Source organism: Tolypothrix tenuis PCC 7101 (genome assembly GCF_963874875.1).
GTDB classification, from domain to species: Bacteria; Cyanobacteriota; Cyanobacteriia; order Cyanobacteriales; family Nostocaceae; genus Aulosira; species Aulosira tenue.
This window is the reverse complement of the sequence record NZ_CAWNJS010000001.1, coordinates 8,549,358-8,572,438: the sequence shown is the minus strand read 5'-3', so window position 1 is coordinate 8,572,438 and position 23,081 is coordinate 8,549,358. Positions and strand designations below refer to the sequence as shown.

At 40.7% G+C, this 23,081-nt stretch carries 17 protein-coding genes and 2 pseudogenes; 9 read left to right on the top strand and 10 right to left on the bottom strand.

Annotation, left to right across the window (positions count from 1 at the left end; genetic code table 11):
• Positions 1-7 precede the first annotated feature (7 nt).
• The 5 genes and pseudogenes from AACU25_RS33825 to AACU25_RS33805 form a co-directional block, all read right to left on the bottom strand.
• The gene (locus AACU25_RS33825) at positions 8-937 is read right to left on the bottom strand and encodes a DUF1822 family protein (protein WP_096583203.1); all 930 of its coding nucleotides are present in this window, start codon (positions 935-937) and stop codon (positions 8-10) included.
• A gap of 38 nt (positions 938-975) precedes the next feature.
• Positions 976-1,644 (bottom strand): sigma-70 family RNA polymerase sigma factor, encoded by a 669-nt coding sequence (locus tag AACU25_RS33820; RefSeq protein ID WP_096583201.1) that lies wholly within the window; start codon positions 1,642-1,644, stop codon positions 976-978.
• A gap of 108 nt (positions 1,645-1,752) precedes the next feature.
• Positions 1,753-1,940, bottom strand: a pseudogene (locus tag AACU25_RS33815) (hypothetical protein); the annotation flags it as partial.
• A 183-nt stretch (positions 1,941-2,123) separates the two neighbouring features.
• A complete protein-coding gene (locus tag AACU25_RS33810) occupies positions 2,124-3,020 on the bottom strand; it encodes a hypothetical protein (protein WP_096583199.1) in 897 nt (298 codons plus the stop codon).
• Positions 3,021-3,194: 174 nt separating this feature from the next.
• Positions 3,195-3,449 (bottom strand): helix-turn-helix domain-containing protein, encoded by a 255-nt coding sequence (locus tag AACU25_RS33805; protein WP_096583197.1) that lies wholly within the window; start codon positions 3,447-3,449, stop codon positions 3,195-3,197.
• Between the two features lie 261 nt (positions 3,450-3,710).
• Here AACU25_RS33805 and AACU25_RS33800 point away from each other — a divergent pair, with 261 nt between their 5' ends.
• From AACU25_RS33800 to AACU25_RS33765, 8 genes are all read left to right on the top strand, one after another.
• Positions 3,711-4,880, top strand: a complete 1,170-nt coding sequence (locus AACU25_RS33800; protein ID WP_096583195.1) for a hypothetical protein — start codon at positions 3,711-3,713, stop codon at positions 4,878-4,880.
• 193 nt (positions 4,881-5,073) lie between these two features.
• The gene (locus tag AACU25_RS33795; RefSeq protein ID WP_190446123.1) at positions 5,074-5,889 is read left to right on the top strand and encodes a hypothetical protein; all 816 of its coding nucleotides are present in this window, start codon (positions 5,074-5,076) and stop codon (positions 5,887-5,889) included.
• Entirely contained in the window at positions 5,876-6,541 is a 666-nt protein-coding gene (locus AACU25_RS33790) for an alpha-ketoglutarate-dependent dioxygenase AlkB family protein (RefSeq protein ID WP_321206919.1), read from the top strand. Before AACU25_RS33795 ends, AACU25_RS33790 begins: the two co-directional genes overlap by 14 nt.
• Complete coding sequence (locus AACU25_RS33785) at positions 6,538-7,530, top strand: helix-turn-helix domain-containing protein (protein WP_096583189.1); 993 nt, start codon at positions 6,538-6,540, stop codon at positions 7,528-7,530. Before AACU25_RS33790 ends, AACU25_RS33785 begins: the two co-directional genes overlap by 4 nt.
• A gap of 261 nt (positions 7,531-7,791) precedes the next feature.
• Positions 7,792-8,280 carry a hypothetical protein gene (locus AACU25_RS33780; RefSeq protein ID WP_096583188.1) on the top strand — a complete coding sequence of 163 codons (489 nt, stop codon included), beginning with the start codon at positions 7,792-7,794 and terminating at the stop codon, positions 8,278-8,280.
• A 129-nt stretch (positions 8,281-8,409) separates the two neighbouring features.
• Entirely contained in the window at positions 8,410-8,898 is a 489-nt protein-coding gene (locus tag AACU25_RS33775; protein WP_096583186.1) for a hypothetical protein, read from the top strand.
• A gap of 389 nt (positions 8,899-9,287) precedes the next feature.
• Positions 9,288-10,166, top strand: coding sequence for a calcium-binding protein (locus tag AACU25_RS33770; protein WP_096583184.1), 879 nt, complete (start codon positions 9,288-9,290; stop codon positions 10,164-10,166).
• Between the two features lie 207 nt (positions 10,167-10,373).
• Positions 10,374-10,943 carry a hypothetical protein gene (locus tag AACU25_RS33765; RefSeq protein WP_339382105.1) on the top strand — a complete coding sequence of 190 codons (570 nt, stop codon included), beginning with the start codon at positions 10,374-10,376 and terminating at the stop codon, positions 10,941-10,943.
• Here the strand turns inward: AACU25_RS33765 and AACU25_RS33760 are convergent.
• The 4 genes and pseudogenes from AACU25_RS33760 to AACU25_RS33745 form a co-directional block, all read right to left on the bottom strand.
• Positions 10,925-12,475 carry a ShlB/FhaC/HecB family hemolysin secretion/activation protein gene (locus AACU25_RS33760; protein ID WP_190446127.1) on the bottom strand — a complete coding sequence of 517 codons (1,551 nt, stop codon included), beginning with the start codon at positions 12,473-12,475 and terminating at the stop codon, positions 10,925-10,927. The two genes, AACU25_RS33765 and AACU25_RS33760, sit on opposite strands and share 19 nt — an antisense overlap.
• Positions 12,441-13,508: pseudogene (locus AACU25_RS33755) on the bottom strand (ISAs1 family transposase). Before AACU25_RS33755 ends, AACU25_RS33760 begins: the two are co-directional and overlap by 35 nt.
• 44 nt (positions 13,509-13,552) lie before the next feature.
• Positions 13,553-13,828 (bottom strand): hypothetical protein, encoded by a 276-nt coding sequence (locus tag AACU25_RS33750; RefSeq protein ID WP_321206883.1) that lies wholly within the window; start codon positions 13,826-13,828, stop codon positions 13,553-13,555.
• A gap of 26 nt (positions 13,829-13,854) precedes the next feature.
• Positions 13,855-17,235 carry a beta strand repeat-containing protein gene (locus AACU25_RS33745; protein WP_339382104.1) on the bottom strand — a complete coding sequence of 1,127 codons (3,381 nt, stop codon included), beginning with the start codon at positions 17,233-17,235 and terminating at the stop codon, positions 13,855-13,857.
• Between the two features lie 200 nt (positions 17,236-17,435).
• Here AACU25_RS33745 and AACU25_RS33740 point away from each other — a divergent pair, with 200 nt between their 5' ends.
• Positions 17,436-18,986, top strand: coding sequence for an ATP-binding protein (locus tag AACU25_RS33740; RefSeq protein WP_096583174.1), 1,551 nt, complete (start codon positions 17,436-17,438; stop codon positions 18,984-18,986).
• A gap of 13 nt (positions 18,987-18,999) precedes the next feature.
• Here the strand turns inward: AACU25_RS33740 and AACU25_RS33735 are convergent, their stop codons facing one another.
• Positions 19,000-22,878 (bottom strand): two-partner secretion domain-containing protein, encoded by a 3,879-nt coding sequence (locus AACU25_RS33735; RefSeq protein ID WP_190446011.1) that lies wholly within the window; start codon positions 22,876-22,878, stop codon positions 19,000-19,002.
• Positions 22,879-23,081 lie beyond the last annotated feature (203 nt).

Sequence of the window (23,081 nt, the reverse complement as noted above, 5' to 3'; positions counted from 1 at the left end):
AGTTAAATTAAACTTCAAATACTCTACTTTGTTGGAATTCTCCATGAGTGATTATAATTTGGAATTTTTCTCCTAGTTCAGCACTAAATTCTAATTGAATCCAATTATCTTCATTTCTTGATGTGACAGATAAAACATTATCTCCTGATTCATCATTAATGCTTAACTGGACTCCTTCAGGTAAAACATTATTTCTAATAGGATATACTTGGGTTAAAATCTCAATTTCACTTGCTGTTGCTTCAGAAATTTTTACTACTAAAGCCACAGATATTTGCTCAATGGGCATTCCCAAATCAATTTTTTGTCCCCGCGTCGTAGTCACAGCACTCTTAAAAGCTAATCCCAATTGTTGCGGGTTTAATAGTTGTTCTATACTTTGCCAACTTGTATCGATAAATCCGTGCAACCACTGTCCCAGATTCACAATAGTGGATGAATTTTCATGATGGGGAGATTTAGCTATTTCTAGTTCGCTCAGATAAAGTAAAAAATCTTCTAAAGATTGTAATTGACTTAGAGGAATTTCAGCTTCCGCTTGAGGCGTAAAACCTAAAATCGTTGCTTCTTTGCAGTCAGAGCTTAATTGTACAGCTACGTAACCGACTCTATCTGACCAAACCTCTGCCGGAATTTCGCAAACTTCAGCAGTTGCTAAAACCGGACGGCATTCTATTTTACCGATATTTTCTATTACTAAATCAGCTACATTCATCAATTTAATTGTCAGGCGATCGCGGCTATCACTCGCTTGCAAATCAGTAGCAAAACCCATACACTGGAGATAGGAATCTACAGCATATACAGCCAGAGTATTCACATAAATTTGTTGTTGCTTAAGAGAGTTAGAAATTGATTTGCTATATTCTTCAGCAATAGTATGAGCTTCTCTAGTTAGAGTTATGCTAAAAGTCAATTGTTCAGTCATACTTTTCATCAGAAATCTCCATTTTTTAGAAAAAATTAATTGAATTTCTATATATACTTCTTTAAATAGGGAACAATATTACGCATTTGACGCTGATAAAAAGTAGAAGCAGTTGAAATTGGTACTTTTAATTCTTCAGAAATTTCTTTCCATTGTTTACCTTCTAAAATCAGTAGCAGAATTACTTTTAAACTAGCTTGTGGATTTCCTTTTATATACTCGTTACTTAAAAATTTTTCTGGATCATTTTCGATAATTTCTTTTAGTTGCTCTTGATCTGATATCTCATGCTCTATAGGTACATCTTCGTTTAATGTATCTAAAGAGCTAATTTCTTGTTGCTTAGGACTCCAAGTCATTCCTCTTTTTTGGTCCTTTCTTCCTACATCAGACATTCGCCTGGAGAATATTGTATTTACCCAGGTCATTACATCATATTCTGACTTATATTGTTCTATTTTTTGACAAATTTCTATAAATGTGAGTTGTAATGCTTCATCATAATAATCTTGATAGTGAGGCGATCCCAACCACTTACTTTGCTTGCTCAATTTTCCAGAGTACTTAATAGCATTGATTAGTTTATTTAAAGCGATACGTCGCCTGGCTCTGTCAGTGGGATTTTGACTGTTAGCCGGATATTGCTTGGCTTCATTAACTAACTGTTGTAGTTCCTGGTTGAGCGTGTCGTCTCTTAGAGGAAAATCATTTGTCATCTCACACTCCGATCGCTCCAGTAGGGAATATCTATTCTGGTATCTTCCCTTAGCTTGAGATTTTACGCAAAATGTATGGGGAACTATAAAACTTTACCAATTTCCAACCAAGTTATCAAAGACAACAGCTGCATCCATTAGAAGATAAGACTGGCGGCGACTATGCCCAAATCGATCACGGCAATATTCCTCAAATGTGCGATGCGTGGAGCGATAGAGTCTGCGATCACGTAATTCCATCAACGCTTTACCTGCCTCAAAAATGCCCGTTCTACCTTGCGTTCGAGGTGCAAGCGAGTTACTGTCATAGCTTCAACATTATCATTTCATCACTCCCAATATCTGCAATATGTCCTTAACATGTGCCTTCTGTTACTCCATCTGCTGAACTCACTTCAGCAAGGCCTTGGGAATATACTTTGATGTCGCCTTCACTCCAAAACTCGAGCGTGATAATAAGCCTGCTGGTAATCCTTGTCTCATCTGCTAGTTTCCGACTCCAGCACCCTCAACACCTTTTCCTCCAACCCCGTCAAATAAGCCCGCTTCAGCTTCCCCAACGACTCCAAAAACTTCTGCACGGATTCCTCCAGCCCACCAGAATACACCCGTGAAATGCGATTGCATATCTCCTGCATCTGCTGACAATCCTCCGCCAGGTATTCGTAGGACTTCAGATGCTTCAGCCCAACTGTCAGTTCGCCATCCCAAGTCCTCACGGTGCAACTGAAGTCATTCACTTGAGTGACAATTGCCCAGCAACCGCCTTTGCCCCTGAGTTCGGGATTGTCTTTGGCTAAGATTTGGCAGACTTCACCCAACTGGTAGGTGTTGGGTACTTGGGTGCGTTCCATGATGCGCTGCACTACATCTTTGACGATTTTACCAGTCGGTACTTTACTGCCAGCTTCTTCTACAGCCTGTTGCCAAACTTCCTGTTGCTGCTGGGGTTCTAGTTTAGTGAGTGGGCGAATTTGCCCTTCTGCTGTTGGTAAAATGTCCACAATTTGTGGACATTCAGTAAGATTGTCCACAACGATAGCCGCATCAATCAATTGATAAGAACGGGAACGATTGTAACCAAATCTGTCCTTACAATATTCCTCAAATGTGCGGTGGGTGGAGCGATAGAGTCTGCGGTCGCGCAATTCTGCCAATGCCTTACCTGCCTCAAAAAATGCCCTCTCGACTTTTCGCTCCAGGTGCAAGCGATCGCTTTGTTCTTCTGGGGTTAATTCTGGAACTTCAACAGCAGGAACATCGATGGTTACTACATCTTGATTGTCCTGGTGAGAAAAATCTTGCGGGTTAGCTACTGGTTGTAAGTCACTGGATGTAGAGGTGGCTTTTTTGCGCTTACGGGGTGGGATATTCATGATTCCACCTCTTTTGGTTCAGTGGCATTTGCTCAATTCAATTGCAGATAGAGTTTAATTTTGATGTTCATGAGCAATTACTGTTGGGCTTACCATTGGTAACAACAAAGCATCACTACAGGAAGTTAGAGCATTACAGCTAACGATCATCAACGTTTATATTGAGCTAATGTTTTATCCAACTTCTTGAGCTAAAGCAGCTTTCACCTCTGCATCAAAATCTACATCAAGAGCTTCAGAAAGTTTTCGCAAAGTTTCACGAGGTAAAGATTTTGCATCTTCGCTTTCAATACGGTAAAGGTTAGCAACACTCATACCCGCTTGTGCTGCAACCCATGTTGGTGATAATCCTTTAGTCTCACGAATTTCTCTAATTCGTTTGCCCAACCCAGGCAGATCAACAGACAAAGTAACTTGCATTAAGTTCATAAATTCACGTCTCCATTAATGTACTCAGATCATAGCGTTTCTTTCCTCACGTTTCAAGCATAACTTTTCTAGTCTCGCTTGACAAGTAATACTATAAAATATAAGCTAAAAGTATTCGCAGCTACCGTCATAACCTAAAAAGCTCTTTTGACTGCTAACACTGCTGTGAATAAACAAAAACAAAGACGACCGCGTTTCTTGGCCGGAGCAGCGATCGCCTTTTGCAAAACATCCACCATACTGATGGAGTACCAATAAATTATGACCTATCTCAAATACACTCATCAACAGCTGCAACACAAATCCATAGCTAGACTAAAGCAAATCTATTGTGAAGTCGGCTGCACAGTTGAGGTACTTGACAAGCGGTGCAAGGATGCTTGGATGAATGCGATCGCCGAGTATCAGGCAATCAGGGTTGAGACAGTCATTGATGCTACCCCCGATGAACAAGCCATAGCCCAAGCCGAACTTGACCAGTACATTGCAGATCAAGCCGAAGCCATAGCCCCTCAGCTGACCACAGTAGAAATCAACTGCTACCACTACGAAGTTTACGCACTCAAGCAACTGGTCGCTTACATTGCCTACGACTATGACGAGTTTGTTACACAACCTTGGGTAGTCATGGTCAATGGCGAAGAGATTTTCCGGGATACCACAATCGCCCGATGCCAACGATTCATCGAATGGCAGCACAAAGTTAAGTCGGAAGTAGTAAGTCGGAAGTCGGAAGTGGAAAAATGCCCTGAAGATAAAGTTGGAACTTCGCAGATAGAAGACGCAAGTAAGTTACCTCCGACTTCTGACTTCCGATTTCTGACTTCTTCAGTTGATGGAACACTCAACCCACAAAGTGAAACTGAAGTACCGGAAGTCCCAACAATTTTAGAAATCTCGTTTTATGACCAAGAGGCATTTGTTGGGGATGAATTGGTAGCCAGCATTAGCTATGACCACGGCAATTACCAGAATTTGTACTGGCGGGTAATGATTAACGGACAGGAAATTTTCCGAGACATCAGTCCTGCTAGATGCCACAGCTATATTAAACAGCAGTACCAGCAAGGCAAACTTCCATTGCAAGAGCAGTTAGAACCGGAAGAACCTTGGGCTACTGGTAACGAAATCATGGCTGAAATTTTTACTGAATGCGAGAACTATGGGTTTGAAATGCTTGACGATGGTATTTACCAGAATGATGTAAAGCTCGGTGAAGTCGGATGCACTGATGGTCGTTGGTGGGTAGTACGTGCAGCACAAGATAGTCAACGTATTCCATGTAACTCGGCAGCAGATGCTGTGCAGTTGTTGTCAGAGAGCGCAGCTGATGAATATTTGGGATATCGACTACTTGAACACCTCAGCCCTAGAGAATGGCGATCGCATCTTTCAGGCGCAGCCCAAGGTCAAAAATTGGTAACAGCTTAAAACCAACTGTGGGCAGCAATTTCCACTGCTGCTCACTCAATTTTATTTTCCGATACCAGACAGTGCGTAAGCGTAGCTCAAGTTCGCAGATGTGTCTTGTTGGTATAGCAGACGCACTACTAAAAGAAGTTATCGCTCGATTGGCATATTCAAGCGCCGCAACAGTTTCATGCGTCAAAAATTGGGAGTAACTATGGACGCGAGCGCATTTCACATCAAAGATGAGTTGGGATTTTGTACCCGTCAAAATGATGGGGTCAGTGGGATGACGGTGAGAGCTTTGTCTAATTTCTGCGGACTAGCAATTGGATCTAGCTCTGCTATCTCTAATCTACTAACGCAAATTGAGGATTCAGACCCGGAAACGAACAACCTGCCAGAAACGCTAAAACCTTTGGCAGGTCAACGGTTGCGGCTGGAAACGAATGAAGCTCAAGGCAGTATGTTCATTATTGATGAAGTCTGCCACGCGATTTTGGAATACTACGCGATAGATGCCCGGAAATACAAAGGTAAACAGGTCGCTATTAGAAATTACCGCATGGTTGCCAGAGCAGGGCTACGAGTATTCATCTGGTCGCAAACTGGTTACTCTCCTCAATCTGTTAGTAGTGAGCAGTTGGCATTACTTGACTGCATCCCTACTATGCAACAGGAGATTGCTCAACTCCAATCCCAAATCCAAAACCTCCTGCCCCCATCTGCCGACTTCATCCCGCCAGGCTGGAATGAAGAAGTATGGCGAAAGCTTGCCCCACAGGACAAACGTCATTTTCGCTTTTTGTATCGTCGTCGTGGCTTCCGTCCTTCTGGTCAAGGCACAAATGAGCAACTGGCATTACCTCCTGTAACTACTGAGCAATTGAAGCAGCGACAACGGGCAGAATTTGAGCAGCTCGTCGGTGAGTCCTCAGCCCAGGAGAAACAGCAATTAGAAGCAGCAAAACAACAAGCACTGAAACAACTTTGGTTACAAGGAGAACAAGATGATACAGATGTCCCTTTTTAATCAACTAACCCCAGTTTTACCAGTCACTTATTACCCAGAGTTCCTCAGCCAAGAAGAAGCTGGCGTGTTATACCAACACTGCCTAAAACTGCAATGGCAACAGAATCAAATCAAAATGGTCGGTAAAACTTTACTTGTGCCCCGGCTAGAATGCATTTATGGTGACGAAGGTTGTGAGTATTTGTATTCCAAGAGCGTGCTACTGAAACCACTGCCTTGGACTTCATTACTGGCCGAGTTGAGGGATAGGATTACTGCTCTGGCTGGCTACAAATTCAACATAGTCATCGGCAATCAATACAGCATTCAATTCAAAATTCAAAATTCAAAATTCAAAATGAAAGGAACAAATCTTAATTTTGCATTTTGCATTTTGCATTTTGAATTCCCGAAGGGTGGCTGGCACGCAGATAATGAATCGTCGATGGGTGTTAATCCAGCCATCGCATCTGTAAGTTTGGGTGTGGAGCGAAAGTTTCAGATAAAGCCCATCGGGGGCAAGCCGACTGATTTCTGGCTGGAGCATGGGAGTTTGTTGCTCATGCACCCAGGATGTCAGTCCACGCACCTTCATCAAGTTCCCAAGACCAAGAAATTGGTTGGCACAAGAATTAATCTAACTTTTCGTCCGCATGTGGGAGGTAGAAAATGACTAGCTTTACCTCCGCAGTACTTGGAGAAATACACACTCCCGTCAATATTCTCTCTGAATTTCTGGCGACTTTTAACCGTCGCCAGAAGTGCAAAGCCGCAATACTATCTTGGCTGGATGGTAAGCACTACTATGGGCATGAATGGGTAAGAATCACATTTGAGAAGTTGGCTGATATTTTGGGTTACTGTCGAGAAACTATCAGCCGTCATATGAAGGAGTTAGTTTTCGATGACTTAATCAAAGAACAGGCTGCTCAGAAATTTCCCAAGGATACAGCTTGTGAGTATCAATTGAATCGGGAAAAGCTCACACAATTACTCGCTTTTCAACGATGCGAAAAAATTGACACAGATGTGCCAGATATTTCGACAAGATGTGCGAATAATCCAGCAACATTTGAAACTACTTTAAACCTTTTAAAAGACAACAACACTGCTGTTGGGGAAAAAAAGGATGAAGGGGTAGAACAGAGTGAATATGAGCCAGTTCACCAAGCACCACAACCAGAGCAACCCCAGATGACTCGCTTTGTTGATGAATTAGAACTGAATAAATCGACAGGGGAGATAGACCCTCATGAGGACGAGTTTTCCGAGGCGCAGGTCAAAGTCGGTTCAAGTACGTATCAGCCTAGCAAGCACGAGGTTGCTGAGGTTTGTACTGAGTTACGGCGGTTACGAATAAACCCAGAGCCATGTTTGGGAGTGGTGAAGAAATATTGGAGCAATGTTGCCGGGGCACTTGCATATCTCAAAGAAGCACTCCAAACTTGGCAATCAGTCAACTCACCCACTGGCGTGTTTATCGCAGCTTGTAAAGAAGGCAAGAAACCTCAAAACACAGCGACGGCAGATGTAATTGCTTGGTATGAATGGGCAAAACGCCAAAGGATAGTTGCAGCAATGTCTGGCAAGGTTGTCTATACACCTGATGGGGAGCCTGTGGATTTGCAACAGATGATGCGACAGTATCCGCTTAAAGAGTAAATGAAGCAATACTGCTGACCTATGGCCAGGGTTATTTATCTTGATTGCAGTTTTGTGCCATTACTTATAACTCTTCGTGCCAAAAGACTGGTAGATAGGGTTATTTTATCTCAATAATTATGTCTCTATGATAAAAATGTCAGTGAAAGCACTGACGGCTCAAACATCAAATTCTCAAGCCAAAAAGCAATGATATAGCTGTTTGAGTTTGCATTTCCTAAAGCTGAAAAAAATTAAGAACTTAGTTGAATAGAGGTTATTATGCGACACTTCTTGAACTCTGTGGTGACGATAAGTGCTGTTTGTGCGATCGCATCTGTTCCCATATTAGTCAAAACTTCTCCAGCTAATGCAGAAGAAGGAATGCGCGGGAGTTATGTTGGTATCGGTGTTAATGCTGATGGAAGTGGTGCAGCAGCAGCTGTAACGGGACGTATCGATTTAAACCCTGTTTCGATACGAACTACTGTTACTGGTGCTTGTGATAGTGGTTTATGTGCAACTTTAGTAATACCAACTGTTACCTATGATTTAAGTATTGGTAAAAACGCAAATATTTACGCAGGTATTGGTGGTTCTGCGGTTTCTATAAGTGATGGTAATTCTTCTGTTTCTTTGGGTACTGGTGCTGTGGTACAGGCTGGTGCGGAGGGAGCTATTAGCCAAAATGTTGTTCTCTATGGTGATGGAACTTACTTTACTAATGGAGGTGGAACACTTTGGAAGCTTGGTGTTGGTTACAAATTCTAATAGCGAATAAAGTTTTGGGATTTAGATATGGGGATATATATAAGTTCTAAAATCTAAAACCCAAAGTTATTACACATTACTCATTAATTCATCGTTGATGACAATCTAGTATTTTGGATAATCAAGAGTATGAAATTCAAGACAACTGCCACTCTAGGGATTCTATTAATTAGTGTGACTGGATTATTTGGAGTTGAGTCTGTAGATGCAAGAAATAATTCCGAAAAACCATCTTCATCATATACAATTGCTCAAGTTAACTCGCAAATAACAGATGCTAAATCTCCAATTTATGGAACATTCAAACTGACATACAGTGTTGATGCGATTGTTTACGAAAGCATTTTAAAGATGAATGGCTTTAGTGGGGTGATGAGAACGAGATATTACAACCCTGATAGGGGTACGGAAGTTGTTAGACAAAATATGACACTCAAGTCAATACCCATAGGCTTATTCTTAATAGGCTCCGATCCTGTATATGATGGAACTTCTAAAAAAGCCATAGACTATTCTCCTGACAACTTTTTATTTTCTTTTACTCCTGATGGCCCAATATTTTATACTTGTGACAGAATGGAAAGATGCTCTCATGTAGATTTAGAAGTAATTAAGTAACTTCTATATATATCTGTCTAAGTGCTTCTGGTAGTGAATACCTGTGAACAAACGTAAAAGCACTAGCTGAATATTAATCCATGTTGAGATTACGCAACATTAGATGAAAAGATTTCATTCATTTTAAGTTAGGACTTACACACACTCTACGAATTATTCTCCCAAGGGGAGACACTGCGCGTTGGCGGAAGCCTCTCGCAGAGAAGGCGGTTCCATCAATTAATGATTTGGGAAATTTTTGTATAAGTCCTGTGAGTTTTAGATAAAAATTAAATCTTTTAAATCTGCGGAAAGCCTTTCTGAATAGCTGTTATCCGCTATCTAATGTTGCCCAATTTCTGAAAACAATGTTTTGCACCTACTAAACTATTGCGATTGGAGGCAAATAAATGACAATTTTTGGTACTCAAAATAATGATAGACTTGTGGGTTCTGTAGGTAATGATATTTTCGTTTCTTCGCCGGGCAATGATGTCATTATTGGTGGTAATGGTTTTGATACTGTTGATTATAGTAATTTTAGACAAGCCATCTCACTTTTCCCGCGTGGTGGTATTGGTAAAGGCAGTTTTGGAACTGACCAAATATTAAATGTTGAAAGCATTATTGCTCCTAATGTTCAAGGTAATACAATTAATGCTTCTAGTGGTTCGGGAGGAGCATCATTAAATGTTGATTTAGGTCAAAATAGACTTACTGTTAATAATATCCCGACAATTGGCTCCTTAAATTTTCAAGTTGTGAATTTTAGCAATGTGTTGGGAACTGCTAATCAGGATAAAGTCATTGGTAATAATTTCAATAATACGATTGATGGCTTTGCTGGTAATGATTCACTCTTTGGTGCTGGTGGTAATGACCTTTTAATTGGTTCTGCTGGTAATGATTTGGTGGTAGGTGATGCTGGTAATGACATTTTGTTAGGTAGCAATCAATTTTCGCGAGGAAAAGGAGAATTTGATGTTTTGGTTGGTGGCACTAATAATGATGCATTTATTTTAGGCGATCGCAGTGGGTCTTACTATGGTTTTGTTGGTAATGCAGATTATGCTCAAATTTCCGATTTATCTAGGGGAGATGTGATTCAGTTAGGAATCGGTGAAACTTATTTTGCTAGACCAGATGCGGCTGGGTTTGACTTATTTGTTGCTAGAGGGTCTGTTTTTGATTTAGTTGCAGATGTCCGTAGTACCTTTGCTGCAAGTTTACCAGTTGGGACTTTCACACTCGCTTCTGGTCAAAGTTTGGGTATATTTTTGGGTGCTTAAATTTTAGCTGCTTCAAGGATAAATTTTACCCAAAACCCGTTTAATCAGAGTTTTCGGGAAATGTGGGTAGTAATAATTAGCTTTGTGAGAGAGGTGACGATGCAAAGTATAAGACCCACATCCCGAAACTTTCACCGCAGACATGGGTTCATTTTATGGGAAAGATGGGTAATTGCAAATGTAATTGCAGAGATTTTCAATTTCACTTTGATTGCGATAGTAAATAAAGCAGTCACAATATTTGAAGGTATAAATGGTAATGAGATTTTAATTGTCATCGGTTTAATCAGAGGTATTATATTAGGAATTACTCAATATTTTGTTTTGCGTCGCTATATTCTTAATTTTTTCTCTTGGTTAATTGCCACAACAATTGGAGCCTTTATCGGCTGGATATTTATGTTAGTGGTAAGTGTGATAACAGCCTTAGAATTCGCTTTGACCACTGAGGTATTACCAACTTCATTACTGTTTGTTAGGTTATTGTGGCTCGGTGCTACTATGGGGACAGTGATGGGTTTAGCTCAAGGTTTAGCCATAAAGAAATGTCTAAGATTAGGTATAAAAGAAGTAGTTTTGTTGATTAATAGTAATGCTTTCGCTTATGCTGTAAGTTTATTTTTGGGATTGAAGAGTATAGTTAAGGTAAGTTTTTTCCATTTAGCAATTGCTGGAGCAACAATGGGAGTTATAAATGGAATTATTACAGGTTTAGTATTAATTCATCTGGTAAATATATTCCTAAAAAGATATAATTTTTATCGGAATGGTTGGTAATTTAAAGAAAAATATAATCCGTTATCTTGCAGTGAATTCCCCTTATCTTTGACTGCAATTAAAGGAATTCCATAATCTAAACTCAGATTTAAATCAGGTGTAACTTGCCAGCGCAAGCCAGTACCAAGACTAGCAATTATACCAGGATCGGGATTTTCAGCGCGGTTGTTCCATCCACCACCAATTTCAAAAAAAGGCGTTAATTGAACTGTTTTTAATTGATTGCTGAGGGGAAGGCGAAATTCTATTGATGCTAACACTCCATTATCTGATACCAGTTGGTTTTGGCGATATCCTCTAACTGTATCCACACCACCAAGACTCAGCTTTTCTAGGGATAACAGCGAATTTGGGGTTAATTGGGTGTTGAGACGGGCAAGCATTAATGTTCTGGGAGATAATTGCTGTACCCACTGAAACTGTCCCAACCAAGAAAAGAAACGTCCATCTGTTCCTGAATCATTGATAGTTGCGTTAAATGCACCGATACCCCAACTAAATTGCGATCGCGCTGCTAAAACTCTAGTAGCATCTCTTTTCACCCAATCCTGGGTAAATCTAATTACCGCAACTCTTGATTTACCATCTTCTGGCCCCTCAGAAAAGGAAAAAGGAATGTTATCAAGTATGTAAGTTTGGCTGCGACGGACATCGAAACCAATACCCAAACCTAATTCGCTTTCTACTTTTTGAATAACAGGTTGACGAAAAGCAACCGAAAAACTCTCAGAGTCGCTACGGATACCTAACTCTTCAAAGTCGGATTCAATAATTTTGCTGTTATTGTTGCTATAGCGAAAGCTCAGAGAACCATTACGGGCATTTACTGGTAAGCTATAGCCTAAACTATACAAGTTTAATCCATCAGTTAATCCGTATTCAGCAGTGAATTTATCTCCTATACCCAATGGGTTGTTGTAGCTGGTATAAACGCTACCTTGAATTGAGCCGACACTGGGGGATTGATTATTAGCAATAATAATACCACCATTAAAAGCAGGAGCTTCTTTTAAGCGTACTTGTAAAATGTTTAAACCAGGGGCACGTCCTGCTGTTAATTCGGCATTGACTTGTTCTAGTAAGGGGTCAATTTGTAATAGTTGCAATGCTTCTTCAAGGCGTTTTTTGTTTAATGGCACTTTAGCTGCGATTTGCAAACGACTTCGCACATATCCTTCTTGTAAGCGGTTTAATCCCTTTATTTCAATACCTTCTAATTGTCCTTCTACTACTTGAATTGTGATTATACCCTTCTCAAATTCATGATTGTCAAAGACTATAAATGCTCCCGAAGTAACATAATCGTTCTTAAAGTAAAGCAGGCTAATTTCAGTACGGAGTTCAATTAGATTTTCAAAAGTATATCCATCAGAATATTTCTGCTGAAAATTTTTTATTTTCTGATTAATTTCTTCTTTGAAAACAGTGCTACCATCAAATTTGATTTTCTTACGAAACTTCCGAGTTGTAGGAGAGGGTTGTTGAGGCAGGGCTGTTTCATTCCACAAGATGAAGGAGTTTGTCAATATCATGAGAGAGAAATCTGTGAGCAATTGTGATGGAATGATAACCATTGCGACGAAGAATATTGAGTGCGATCGCTCTGATAATGGAAAGATTAGCAGGAGCGTTGCCAAGACGGATTGTAGAACAATCCTCTTTGAAAACAACGTCTTTCACCCAGTGAAGGCAGTTTTCGATACCCCAATGACCACGAATACCGAGAGCAAATTCCTTGGCGCTGGCGATCAGACTGCTAATATAACAAACAATTTCATGATATTTCTTACCCTTTCTCGTACCAATTCTTTCGACCCTGACTAAAGATTTTATTCCAGTCCATAACGGGTCAATTCCATTGATATCATGAAAGACTTCTACAGTACGTGTTGTACATCTATCTCTAGTTTTTTCGGTCTCAACTATACGAGAAGTAGGTTTTTTTGTAGCAGCAATACGTTGAATATGACTATGTAGTTTGGGCTGATTATCTTTAACAGCAATGACATAATCATTACCGCCCTCGATAATTATTTGACAAGTTTTTTTTGACAATGTAAGGAATCAAAGCTCAAGACCACACCTTCTAGACCCAATGCTGTGACTAACTCTTGTACAACTTGAATTTCGCTTTTATGCTGGTTCTCAAATTTCTCCATCCCGATAACCAGCCCTTTTTTTCCAGCAAATACTGATACTATGCTCACAAAATTCTGATGAGATGAACTATAGTTTTGTACTGTACCCTTAATACTTTTGCCGTCTATAGCACACCATTGTGATACCTCTAAATCCACATAATTTTTTGCCCATTCATTAAATTTATGAGCCAGTTTATCGAAATCCACTCCCATGACTATACGTCGGATTGTTGAATATGAGGGAACCCCATGTTTTTGAATGCCAAATTTATTTATTAATACTCGACTATGCCTTTTGACGAAATCCCCCCATCCCCGATATCCCACGTATCCATTCATTGTTCCCATTATGACAAATAGCAACACCAGCCACAGTGGATGTCTTCGTCCATCAGTCGTTCTAAAATCTTCCACTTGCTTTAATTGTTCAATCAGATCTGCACCCATATTTTTTCCCCTCAACACTTGCTATTTTACGTGTTTTAGGGAATGAAACAGCCCTGGTTGTTGAGGGGGTTGTTGATTAGAAGGAGTTTGTAGTGGAGAAGTGGGAGCAGGAGAAGGAATTTCTGCTGGGGGAAGAGGTTCAGGGGTTTTGGGAATAGTTTCGATTTGTTCGGGAATATTTGGCGGAATATTAACACCAGCAGGGGGAGTTGATTGGGCTGTTGCGGTGAGAGAAATTGGATTAAAAGCGGCGATCGCCAATACCGAAATAATTATTTTTTGAAGCACCTGTTGCACCGCTTTTGTCTCTCCTTTATAGAAAATCAACATTCTTTACCAAGTACAAGCTTCCCATTTGGTAGTTCGTATACTCCAGTTGGTTCGACAACGCGATCGCCAATTTGCCAGGGTCGTTTTTGTGTTGGTAATGTTGTTGATTCTGTGGGGATTGGTTGTATATCTCCAGTGGAATAGGAAGGAAGTGGAGCATCACCAGGACGTACAGCTACACCACCGGAACCAGTGATGAAGAAGGAACCGTTTTGTTGTTGATTTCTGCGAGCTATGCAACTATTAGCGATGAGAGCATTGATATCGATAGCAGTTTGGGGAAGTTTGCCCAGGTTGTTTTGGATCGAGCTATTATCGGGAGAGTTAACTTCAGTTGTACCAATCAGTTCAGGTGTTGCACCTGTTGCTGTGATGTCACTTTCTGAAGTTCGGGTGTTGCGGGCTTGGGTACCAAAGATAGTTCGCGCCATTATGGAAACGCGCCCACCGCGAAAGTCAGTAGAATTAGCACCAATATCGCTGTTTTCTAAGGCAATTAAAGATTTTGTATTGATGTTAATATTGCCACCAATGACATTTTCACCTTGAGCATTGGTGGTGATGTTGCTGTTGCGACGGAGAAGTAAATTTTCTGTGTTGAGGTTGATTGTTGCTTGTTCACGGTTTGGTGTTTTGTTAACACTCTGGGTGTTGGCAGTGATCAGAGCATTATTGTTTAGGCGTATAGAGGCTGCATTAATATTCAAAATACCTGCGTTACCTGTTCCAAAACTTTGTACGGATATACCAGCACCATTTTCTGCCAGTAACTCAGGGGTGTTAATTGTCAAATCGCCAGCATCTCCGGTAGTACCTGACTCTGTTTGACCAAATAATCCACTAGAAAAAAAATTATTTGTAGATTCTTCTGTGATTTCTACCTTCCTCATCGCATTTACAATCAAATTTCCCCCTTTGCCTGCTCCAAAAACCCCAACACTTATTTGTGAACCATTCCGTACAAATAAATCGTTAGTGTTAATGATCAAGTTACCTGCATTCCCCTTTGCACTCGGGCCTACAGAAGTCCTCAAAGCAGAGCCATAAATATTCTCAGTAGACCTACCAATAAGTTCGACTTTACCAAGAGCATTGATAGTTAAATTTCCTCCGTTGCCTGCACCTCTTGTTGCAGTAATGACCTCTGCTCCATCACGTATAAATAAATCTTGGGCATTAATTGTCAAATCACCCGCATCACCAGTGGAACCTCTTGCAGCAGCAGAATTTAAACCACTAGGGGAACTATTGTCTGCACTCCTACCAATCAATTGGACTTTTCCTGAGGCATTGATAGTTAAATTACCTCCTCTACCAGCACCAAATGTAGCAGTGCTTATCTGCGCACCATCTCGAACTATTAAATTTTGGGTGTTAACTTTCAAGTTTCCTGCATTTCCAATTCCACCCGTTTCTTTCTGTTGAGCAAATAAGCCGCTACCAAAACGACCATCATCAGATGTACCAATTAATTCAACTTTGCCGGAGGCATTGACAGTTAAATTACCTCCGTTCCCTCTACCAAATGTGTCAGCCCCAATTAACGCCCCATCCTGCACAAGTAAATTTTGGGTGTTAATTGTCAAATCTCCTGCACTACCAATTGAATCAGGGTCAGCACTAGTAAATAAACCACTACCAAAACGACCATCATCAGAGCGACCAATTAATTGCACTTCCTCGGCATTTACAATCAAATTTCCTCCCCTTCCAGACCCAAAAAGACCAGCAGATATCTGCCCCCCATTATTTACTAATAAATTTTGAGTATTAATATTTAAATTTCCTGCTTTCCCAACACCACCCATCGCTACACTAACTCGTGCGTTATCGCTTAATAGCAATTTTTTAGTGGTAATTGTTAAATCTCCTGAATCACCTGTTGAATTTCTTTCAGCAGCAGCAAACAAGCCAGATGAACCAAGCACTTGCACGCTGTTAGTAGCATTGATAGTTAATTGCCCTCCATTTCCCGCGGCAAATGTACCAGCACTTATTTGCGCTCCATCTTGCACAAGCAAGTCTTTAGTATTAATTGTTAAAGTTCCTGCATTTCCATCTGACCCTTCAAGTGCTTGACTTGCCAAAGTACTGCGAATGTTATTACCTGTTACACCAATTACTTTGACACTATTGGAGGCATTAACATTTAAATTTCCACTATTACCTAAACCAAGTGTACCAGCACTTATTTGCGCTCCATCTTGCACAAGCAAGTCTTTAGTATTAATTGTTAAATTCCCTCCATTCCCTTCTCCAGATGTTCTGGTACTTACCCTGCTTCCAAAGATAGAAAAGGTGTTTGCATTGATATTAATATCACCTCCATTACCAAAAGTAACTAAATTTCCTATAAAGCTGTTTTGTTCTACTTTGATTGCTTCCGTTGCATTGAGGTTAATATCACCTGCAACAGTCTCAGAATTTCTCAAAATCCCCGCAAAAATCTGACTTGCTCCGGAAATATCGATATTTTGAGAATTGAAAGCAATACTACCTCCTCCAGTAGAAACCACATATACCTGAGCGCTATTATTTAGCGACAGATTACCGCGCTGCAATTGGTTTGGGAAAGTCAAACTGAAAATATCACCGTCTTTTTGAATTTCAATATTCCCCTTTTCCGTCAAACCCCCCAACTCAACTCGTCCACCAGGAGCAAACAATATTCCACCATTAATATTGACGTTCCCACCTATCAGCAGCAAACTATTACCTTCAGAAACTGATAAGCTAGCATTGTTTTGAATCGCTGCATTTTGAGTAATCTGATTAAAAAATAAAGCCGATGGGTTAACAGTTAACACCCCTGGTGTCTGGGGATTTGTCGCACTAAAATTTCCTTGAGTGCCAAATTGAATACCGTTAGCGGTTGTCGCCACAAACGAAGCACCAACATCTAGACGAGCATTTTCTCCAAACAAAATACCATTGGGATTCATCACAAATAAGTTGGCATTGGAACGAAAAAGATTACCATCAATTACTTGCCGAGTCCCTAAAATACCCAAAATATCCGAGCGATTGCTTCCCGTCACTCGCGCCAAAATATTCTGAATACTTGGGTCGAAAACAAAGAAGTAAGCACCTCGATTTTCGCCAACATTAAATTCTCGAAAACTGTGGAATAAATTCTGCTCCCGTTGCGCTCCACCTAGAATAAATTCGTTGCTACTACTGTTGATTACCCTAGAAGACTCAGAACCGAGTGTATTATCCGGGACTAAATTACTTTGAGCCAAAACTGGCCATTGGGAACCCGTAAATGGAGAAAAGATAATTGATGCAAGCAACAGAGTTTTATATCCCTGCAATATTGCACCTCTGCATTCCAACAGAAGCGAAGCAGACGATATTTCAAGGAAATGCCACACTTTCCCACTCCAGCCCAATTTTTGCACTCTTTTCTTTCCCACAAATAAAAGTTTTAAATTTAATAATAAAACTAGTATTTACACTGATTCTCTTCCTCACAATATCACGTAAGAACATTACAGAAAAGAAAATAAGCGAAAAATAGCTATGGCCCGAAGCGCTACACTAAGGACATCTCAACAATAGTCATCAAGTCCCTATGCCTCGTTGGTTTAACACCGCAGGTCCTTGTAAAGCCGACATTCACTACATGCTACCGCCAACTGTGAGGTTGCCTTCTTTGGAGCGACTAATTGCCCAAGAAAGCTATTTTGTCATCCATGCTCCTCGCCAAACGGGTAAAACCACGGCAATGCTGGCTTTGGCAAAACAACTTACAGAAAGCGGCAGCTATGCGGCAGTCATGGTATCTGTGGAAGTTGGCGCACCGTTTAGTGATGATCCTGGAACAGCCGAATTAGCAATTCTTGGTGCTTGGAGTGATGCGATCGCAATCCGTTTACCCCAAGAACTACAACCACCTGCTTGGAAGTTTGAGGATGCAGGACAAAGGATTCGAGCTAGTTTGCAGGCATGGGCGCAAACTTCACCCCGACCTTTAGTAATATTTATTGATGAAATCGACTCTTTGCAGGATAAAGCCCTAATTTCAATTTTGCGGCAGTTACGTGATGGTTATCCCGAACGTCCAAAAAACTTTCCTTTATCTGTCGGGTTAATCGGTTTGCGAGATGTACGAGATTATAAGGTTGCTTCTGGTGGAAGTAATAGATTAAATACAGCAAGCCCCTTTAATATCAAAGTCCGCTCCCTCACCTTGAGAGATTTTAATGCCAGTGAAGTTGAACAATTATACCAACAACATACCGAAGACACGGGACAAGTTTTTACCCCGGAAGCGATCGCAACAGCATTTGATTTGACTCAGGGACAACCTTGGTTGGTAAATGCCCTTGCTAAAGAAATTGTCGAAGAGATGGTGACGGATGTAAATGTAGCAATTACACCTGGGCATATTCACGCAGCCAAAGAAATACTAATTAAAAGGCAAGATACCCATCTTGATTCCCTAGCCGAAAGACTGCGAGAACCGAGAGTTAAGGCAATTATTGAGCCTATACTTGCAGGTTTAGAACTAGGGGATGTGCCAAATGATGATATCCAATTTGTCATTGACCTGGGCTTATGTAAAATGCACGCTTTGGGAGGACTGGCGATCGCTAATCCAATTTATCGGGAGGTTTTACCTAGAGTATTAACAGTAACACCGATGGCTTCTTTGCCTCAAATAGCACCTACTTGGTTAACTCAGTCAGGTGAGTTAGATACGGATAAGCTATTACAGGCATTTTTAGCGTTTTGGCAACAACATGGGGAACCGTTACTTGGTAGTGCTTCTTACCATGAGATTGCTCCCCATTTGGTACTAATGGCATTTTTACATCGGGTGGTGAATGGGGGTGGAACCCTAGAAAGGGAATATGCCATTGGACGCGATCGCATGGATTTATGTCTGAGATATGGCAAGATTACTCTAGGAATCGAGTTAAAAGCTTGGCGGGATAAAAGAAGAGACCCAATGGAATCAGGTATTGAACAGTTAGATTCCTATTTGGCAAGGTTGGGGGTAAATTTTGGTTGGTTAATTATTTTCGATTTACGTGCCAAGGCTTTACCCATCGAAGAACGATTAACAACTGAAGTCACAACTACAAAAAATGGGCGTTCTGTAACTATTGTTAGGGCTTAGTTGGGGTATAAAATCAACATTCTTTACCAAGTACAAGTTTGCCATTTGGCAGTTCGTATACTCCAGTTGGTTCGATAACGCGATCGCCAATTTGCCAAGGTCGTGTTTGTGTTGGTAATGTTGTTGATTCTGCTGGGATTGGTTGCACATCTCCAGTGGAATAGGAAGGAAGCGGAGCATCACCAGGACGTACAGCTACACCACCGGAACCAGTGATGAAGAAGGAACCGTTTTGTTGTTGATTTCTGCGGGCTATGCAACTATTGGCGATGAGAGCATTGGTATCGATGGCGGTTTGGGGAAGTTTGCCCAGGTTGTTTTGGATCGCACTATTATCGGGAGATTCGATTGTGACAATACCAGAAACACCAAATTTAGAACTAGCAGTAATATCGCTTTGATTTGTTTCTTGGGAACGAAACTCTGTACCAAATATTCCTTGAGTGTTAATTTGAACTCTACCACCATTCCCTTCAAAAGCATTGGCTGCAATATCACTATTTTCTTTGGGAATAGCAATGATAAATTTTGAGTTGATATTGACGTTACCACCATTACCGCCCTTTTCTTCCGTCCCTGCGTTGGTGGAGATTTGACCACCACGGCGCATGAGGAGTAAATCCCTAATTACCAGCTTAATATTACCCCCATTGCCTGATGCTGATTCAGCGATTAATCTTCCTTGTTTATCTAAAGTAACTTTGGGCGAGTTAACTTCAATATCACCTGCAACACCAAAGCCTGAAGAACGAACAAAGAAACCACTATTAGTATCATCTTTCAGAAACCTTTTAGGAACTTGAGCTTCTGTATTATTGGGATTTATGTAGGTATCTGAAACAATTACTTGGTCTTTAGCATTGACTAGAATCTTACCTGCATTACCACCTCTCGTGGTGGTTGTAGTAAGTTGTCCCCCATTACGAACCTCGACTATTCGTGCATTGACTGTAATGTTTCCAGCATCACCAAAATTATAAGTTCTTGCGTCTAATAAACCACTATCAAGTATACTAAAAACATCAGTATTTATAGTGATATTGCCACTGTTACCTGAAGTTTCAGTATCTGTAAATAATCCGCTGGAATCGCCATTGATGGGATTAAAACCAGAAATACTAACATTGTCAGTTGCATTAATCTGGATATTTCCAGCGTTAATAGAACTTCTAATAAAGTCAAAAAAATCTATGGAAGGATTTCCAGCAAGAGTAATTTCTACATTAGCAAAAGCTCCACGGCTAGTGGCGACAAATTGAGCGCCATTCACTAATGAAAGAGAGTTAGCTGTAACATTAATTTCTCCACCCTTACCCAATCCTTCACTTTCTACAGAACTAAATATAAAACCATTTGAGAAAGAAACAGAATCTTTGGCTTGTATGAAGACATTGCCTGCATTTCCACGTCCAAGGGTGCTAGTCAAAATTGTGGCATCATCCGTTACAGATAACGAGCCAGTAGTAATATTTATATCCCCTCCTTTACCCTCACCTGTTGCTTCGACAAAGCTAGAAATCCTAGCATTTTTATCTAAATAGGCTATATCGCGAGCATTAATTGTGACATTGCCACCATCTCCCTTACCACTAGTTCTAGTAGTCAGTTCAGCATCGTTACTAACGTATAATGACCTTGTATTAATGCGGATTTCACCACCATTACCTACCGCTCCAGACAATACTGCACTGCGAGCAGCACTATTGAGTCCATTGCTTCCTACACCATCAAAAACTACTCTATCACGAGCATCGATGCTCACTGTGCCTGCATCTCCACGTCCAAGGGTGCTAGCAGTCAAAAAAGCTCCATTTGTCATAGATAATGAGCCTGTGGAGATGTTAATACCACCTCCTTTACCTACCGCTCCTGCTCCTGAGATGCTGAAAACCGCACTACCTGCTCCATCAAAATTTACTGTATCGCTAGCGTTAATGGTTACATTACCAGCATTTCCCTGACCAAAACTGCTGACACTCAATTGTGAACCATTATTGACAGAGAGCTTTCCAGTGTTGATATTTATCGTACCTGCTTTTCCCGCTCCCCTAGCATTTACGAGAGCAGATACTTGGCTTCCCATATCAAAGACAGTGATGTTACTGGCGTTGATGTTCACATTTCCAGCATCTCCTCTTCCACTAGCACTGCTATCTAGCCCCGCATTATTAGTGACAAATAGTGAATTAGTGGTGATACTAATGCCACCAGCTTTACCTACTGCTCCCGTCCCTGAAAGACTAAAGGCTGCACTAGCTTTTCCATCAAAGCGGACTGTATCGCTAGCATTAATGGTTACATTACCAGCATCTCCCTGTCCAAAAGTGCTGGCACTCAGTTGTGAACCATTTTTCAAAGACAAAGACATGGTATTAATATTAACATTGCCGCTTTTTCCTACCCCTTCAGTTGTTGTTAGGCTATAAGCGTAGCTCTGTTGATCAAAAAATATACTATCGCGGGCGTTGATCTCAATAGTGCCAGCATTTCCTTGTCCACTAGTACTAGCAGATAAGTATGTATCATTGCTCAAAGATACTAACCCAGCTTTAATGGAAATATTGCCAGCATCACCAAGCCCTTGATTTCCAACTGTACTAGAAGCATTAGCCCTATCAAACAAAACATCTTCACGAGCATCTATAACGATATTTCCCGCATTTCCTTTTCCTAAATTTGAAGCAGCGAGTAGAGCGCTATCCTGTAATAGGAGGGAACTAGAATTGATATAAATATTACCTCCATTACCTTTTGCTCCCAAATTTACAAAATTGAAAATTCCGCTCCCAAGTCCAGAAACATTGATTTCTCCCGTAGCATTTAGAATTATATCCCCCGCAACAGTTTCAGATGTACCCAAACCTTGTGTAATGCCAGCAATGAGGGCGCTATCTTGTAAAATATCTATATTACGAGCATTGACTATTATACTTCCGCCATTCCCAGCACTCACATTTATATTTGCAGCATTTTTGAGAGATACATCTGCCCGCGTGATGTTCTCTGGAAATTCCAAACTAAAATTATTACCATCTAGCTGAAGATTGATGTTTCCAACAGCAGACAATCCTCCTAACTCAACTCGACCACCATAGGCTCGCAATCTGCCTCCATCCATTTTGATGTCGCTACCTATAAGTAATAAACTCTTCCCGTCTGGCACTCGTAAACCAGATGCATTAAGTCCTGAAGGAGATATTCCTGCTGGTGCGATTGAGTTATTTTGAATAGCTGCATTTTGATTAATCTGATTAAAAAACAAAGCCGATGGGTTAACAGTTAACACCTCTGGTGTCTGGGGATTTGTCGCACTAAAATTTCCTTGATTTCCAAATTGAATCCCGTTTGCAGTAGTCGCATAAAACGAAGCACCGATATCTAAACTTGCATTTTCCCCAAAAACAATACCATTGGGATTCATCAAAAATAGATTGGCATTAGAACGGAAAAGATCACCATCAATTACTTGCCGAGTCCCTAAAATACCCAAAATATCTGAGCGATTGCTTCCCGTTACCCGTGCCAAAATATTCTGAATGTTTGGATCGAAAACAAAAAAATAAGCTCCTCGATTTTCACCAACATTAAACTCTCGGAAACTGTGAAATAAATTTTGTCCCCGTTGCGCTCCACCTCCAATCACCTCGTTGGGAGTGCCATTAAAGTTGAATATTACCCTAGAAGCCTCAGAACCGAGTGTATTATCCGGTACTATGTTACTCTGAGCCAAAGCTGGACTGATGAAAGCGGCAATTCCAACGGTAAACTGTGCGATTCCCCAGGAAAGCTTCGCTAACGCACCCAAGCATCCCAACAAAACCGAAGTAGGCGATGCTTTTTTTGCACTACAATGCGATCGCCTAACTTTTCTACCCCTGCCTAGTTTTTTCACTTTCCCCACTCCCACCACTCAAAGCTCTAGAGCAAAACGCGATCGCTAAATCTGTATTTATACTGATTCCATTTCTCAGATTATCATGTGTGTACTCTGTAAAACACTAGAATATCTAATTTTACTTACGCAATCTTTTTTGATAACTCAGTAGCTAGGATTCATGATTTTCTAGTGACAAGCTTTTTGGTAGTCTATTAAAT

What these genes read in the sequence shown, in the direction of transcription:
- AACU25_RS33825 (WP_096583203.1), bottom strand. Translation starts at nt 937, where the DNA reads ATGAAAAGTATGACTGAACAATTGACTTTTAGCATAACTCTAACTAGA.
- AACU25_RS33820 (WP_096583201.1), bottom strand. Translation starts at nt 1,644, where the DNA reads ATGACAAATGATTTTCCTCTAAGAGACGACACGCTCAACCAGGAACTA.
- AACU25_RS33810 (WP_096583199.1), bottom strand. Translation starts at nt 3,020, where the DNA reads ATGAATATCCCACCCCGTAAGCGCAAAAAAGCCACCTCTACATCCAGT.
- AACU25_RS33805 (WP_096583197.1), bottom strand. Translation starts at nt 3,449, where the DNA reads ATGAACTTAATGCAAGTTACTTTGTCTGTTGATCTGCCTGGGTTGGGC.
- AACU25_RS33800 (WP_096583195.1), top strand. Translation starts at nt 3,711, where the DNA reads ATGACCTATCTCAAATACACTCATCAACAGCTGCAACACAAATCCATA.
- AACU25_RS33795 (WP_190446123.1), top strand. Translation starts at nt 5,074, where the DNA reads ATGGACGCGAGCGCATTTCACATCAAAGATGAGTTGGGATTTTGTACC.
- AACU25_RS33790 (WP_321206919.1), top strand. Translation starts at nt 5,876, where the DNA reads ATGTCCCTTTTTAATCAACTAACCCCAGTTTTACCAGTCACTTATTAC.
- AACU25_RS33785 (WP_096583189.1), top strand. Translation starts at nt 6,538, where the DNA reads ATGACTAGCTTTACCTCCGCAGTACTTGGAGAAATACACACTCCCGTC.
- AACU25_RS33780 (WP_096583188.1), top strand. Translation starts at nt 7,792, where the DNA reads ATGCGACACTTCTTGAACTCTGTGGTGACGATAAGTGCTGTTTGTGCG.
- AACU25_RS33775 (WP_096583186.1), top strand. Translation starts at nt 8,410, where the DNA reads ATGAAATTCAAGACAACTGCCACTCTAGGGATTCTATTAATTAGTGTG.
- AACU25_RS33770 (WP_096583184.1), top strand. Translation starts at nt 9,288, where the DNA reads ATGACAATTTTTGGTACTCAAAATAATGATAGACTTGTGGGTTCTGTA.
- AACU25_RS33760 (WP_190446127.1), bottom strand. Translation starts at nt 12,475, where the DNA reads ATGATATTGACAAACTCCTTCATCTTGTGGAATGAAACAGCCCTGCCT.
- AACU25_RS33740 (WP_096583174.1), top strand. Translation starts at nt 17,436, where the DNA reads ATGCCTCGTTGGTTTAACACCGCAGGTCCTTGTAAAGCCGACATTCAC.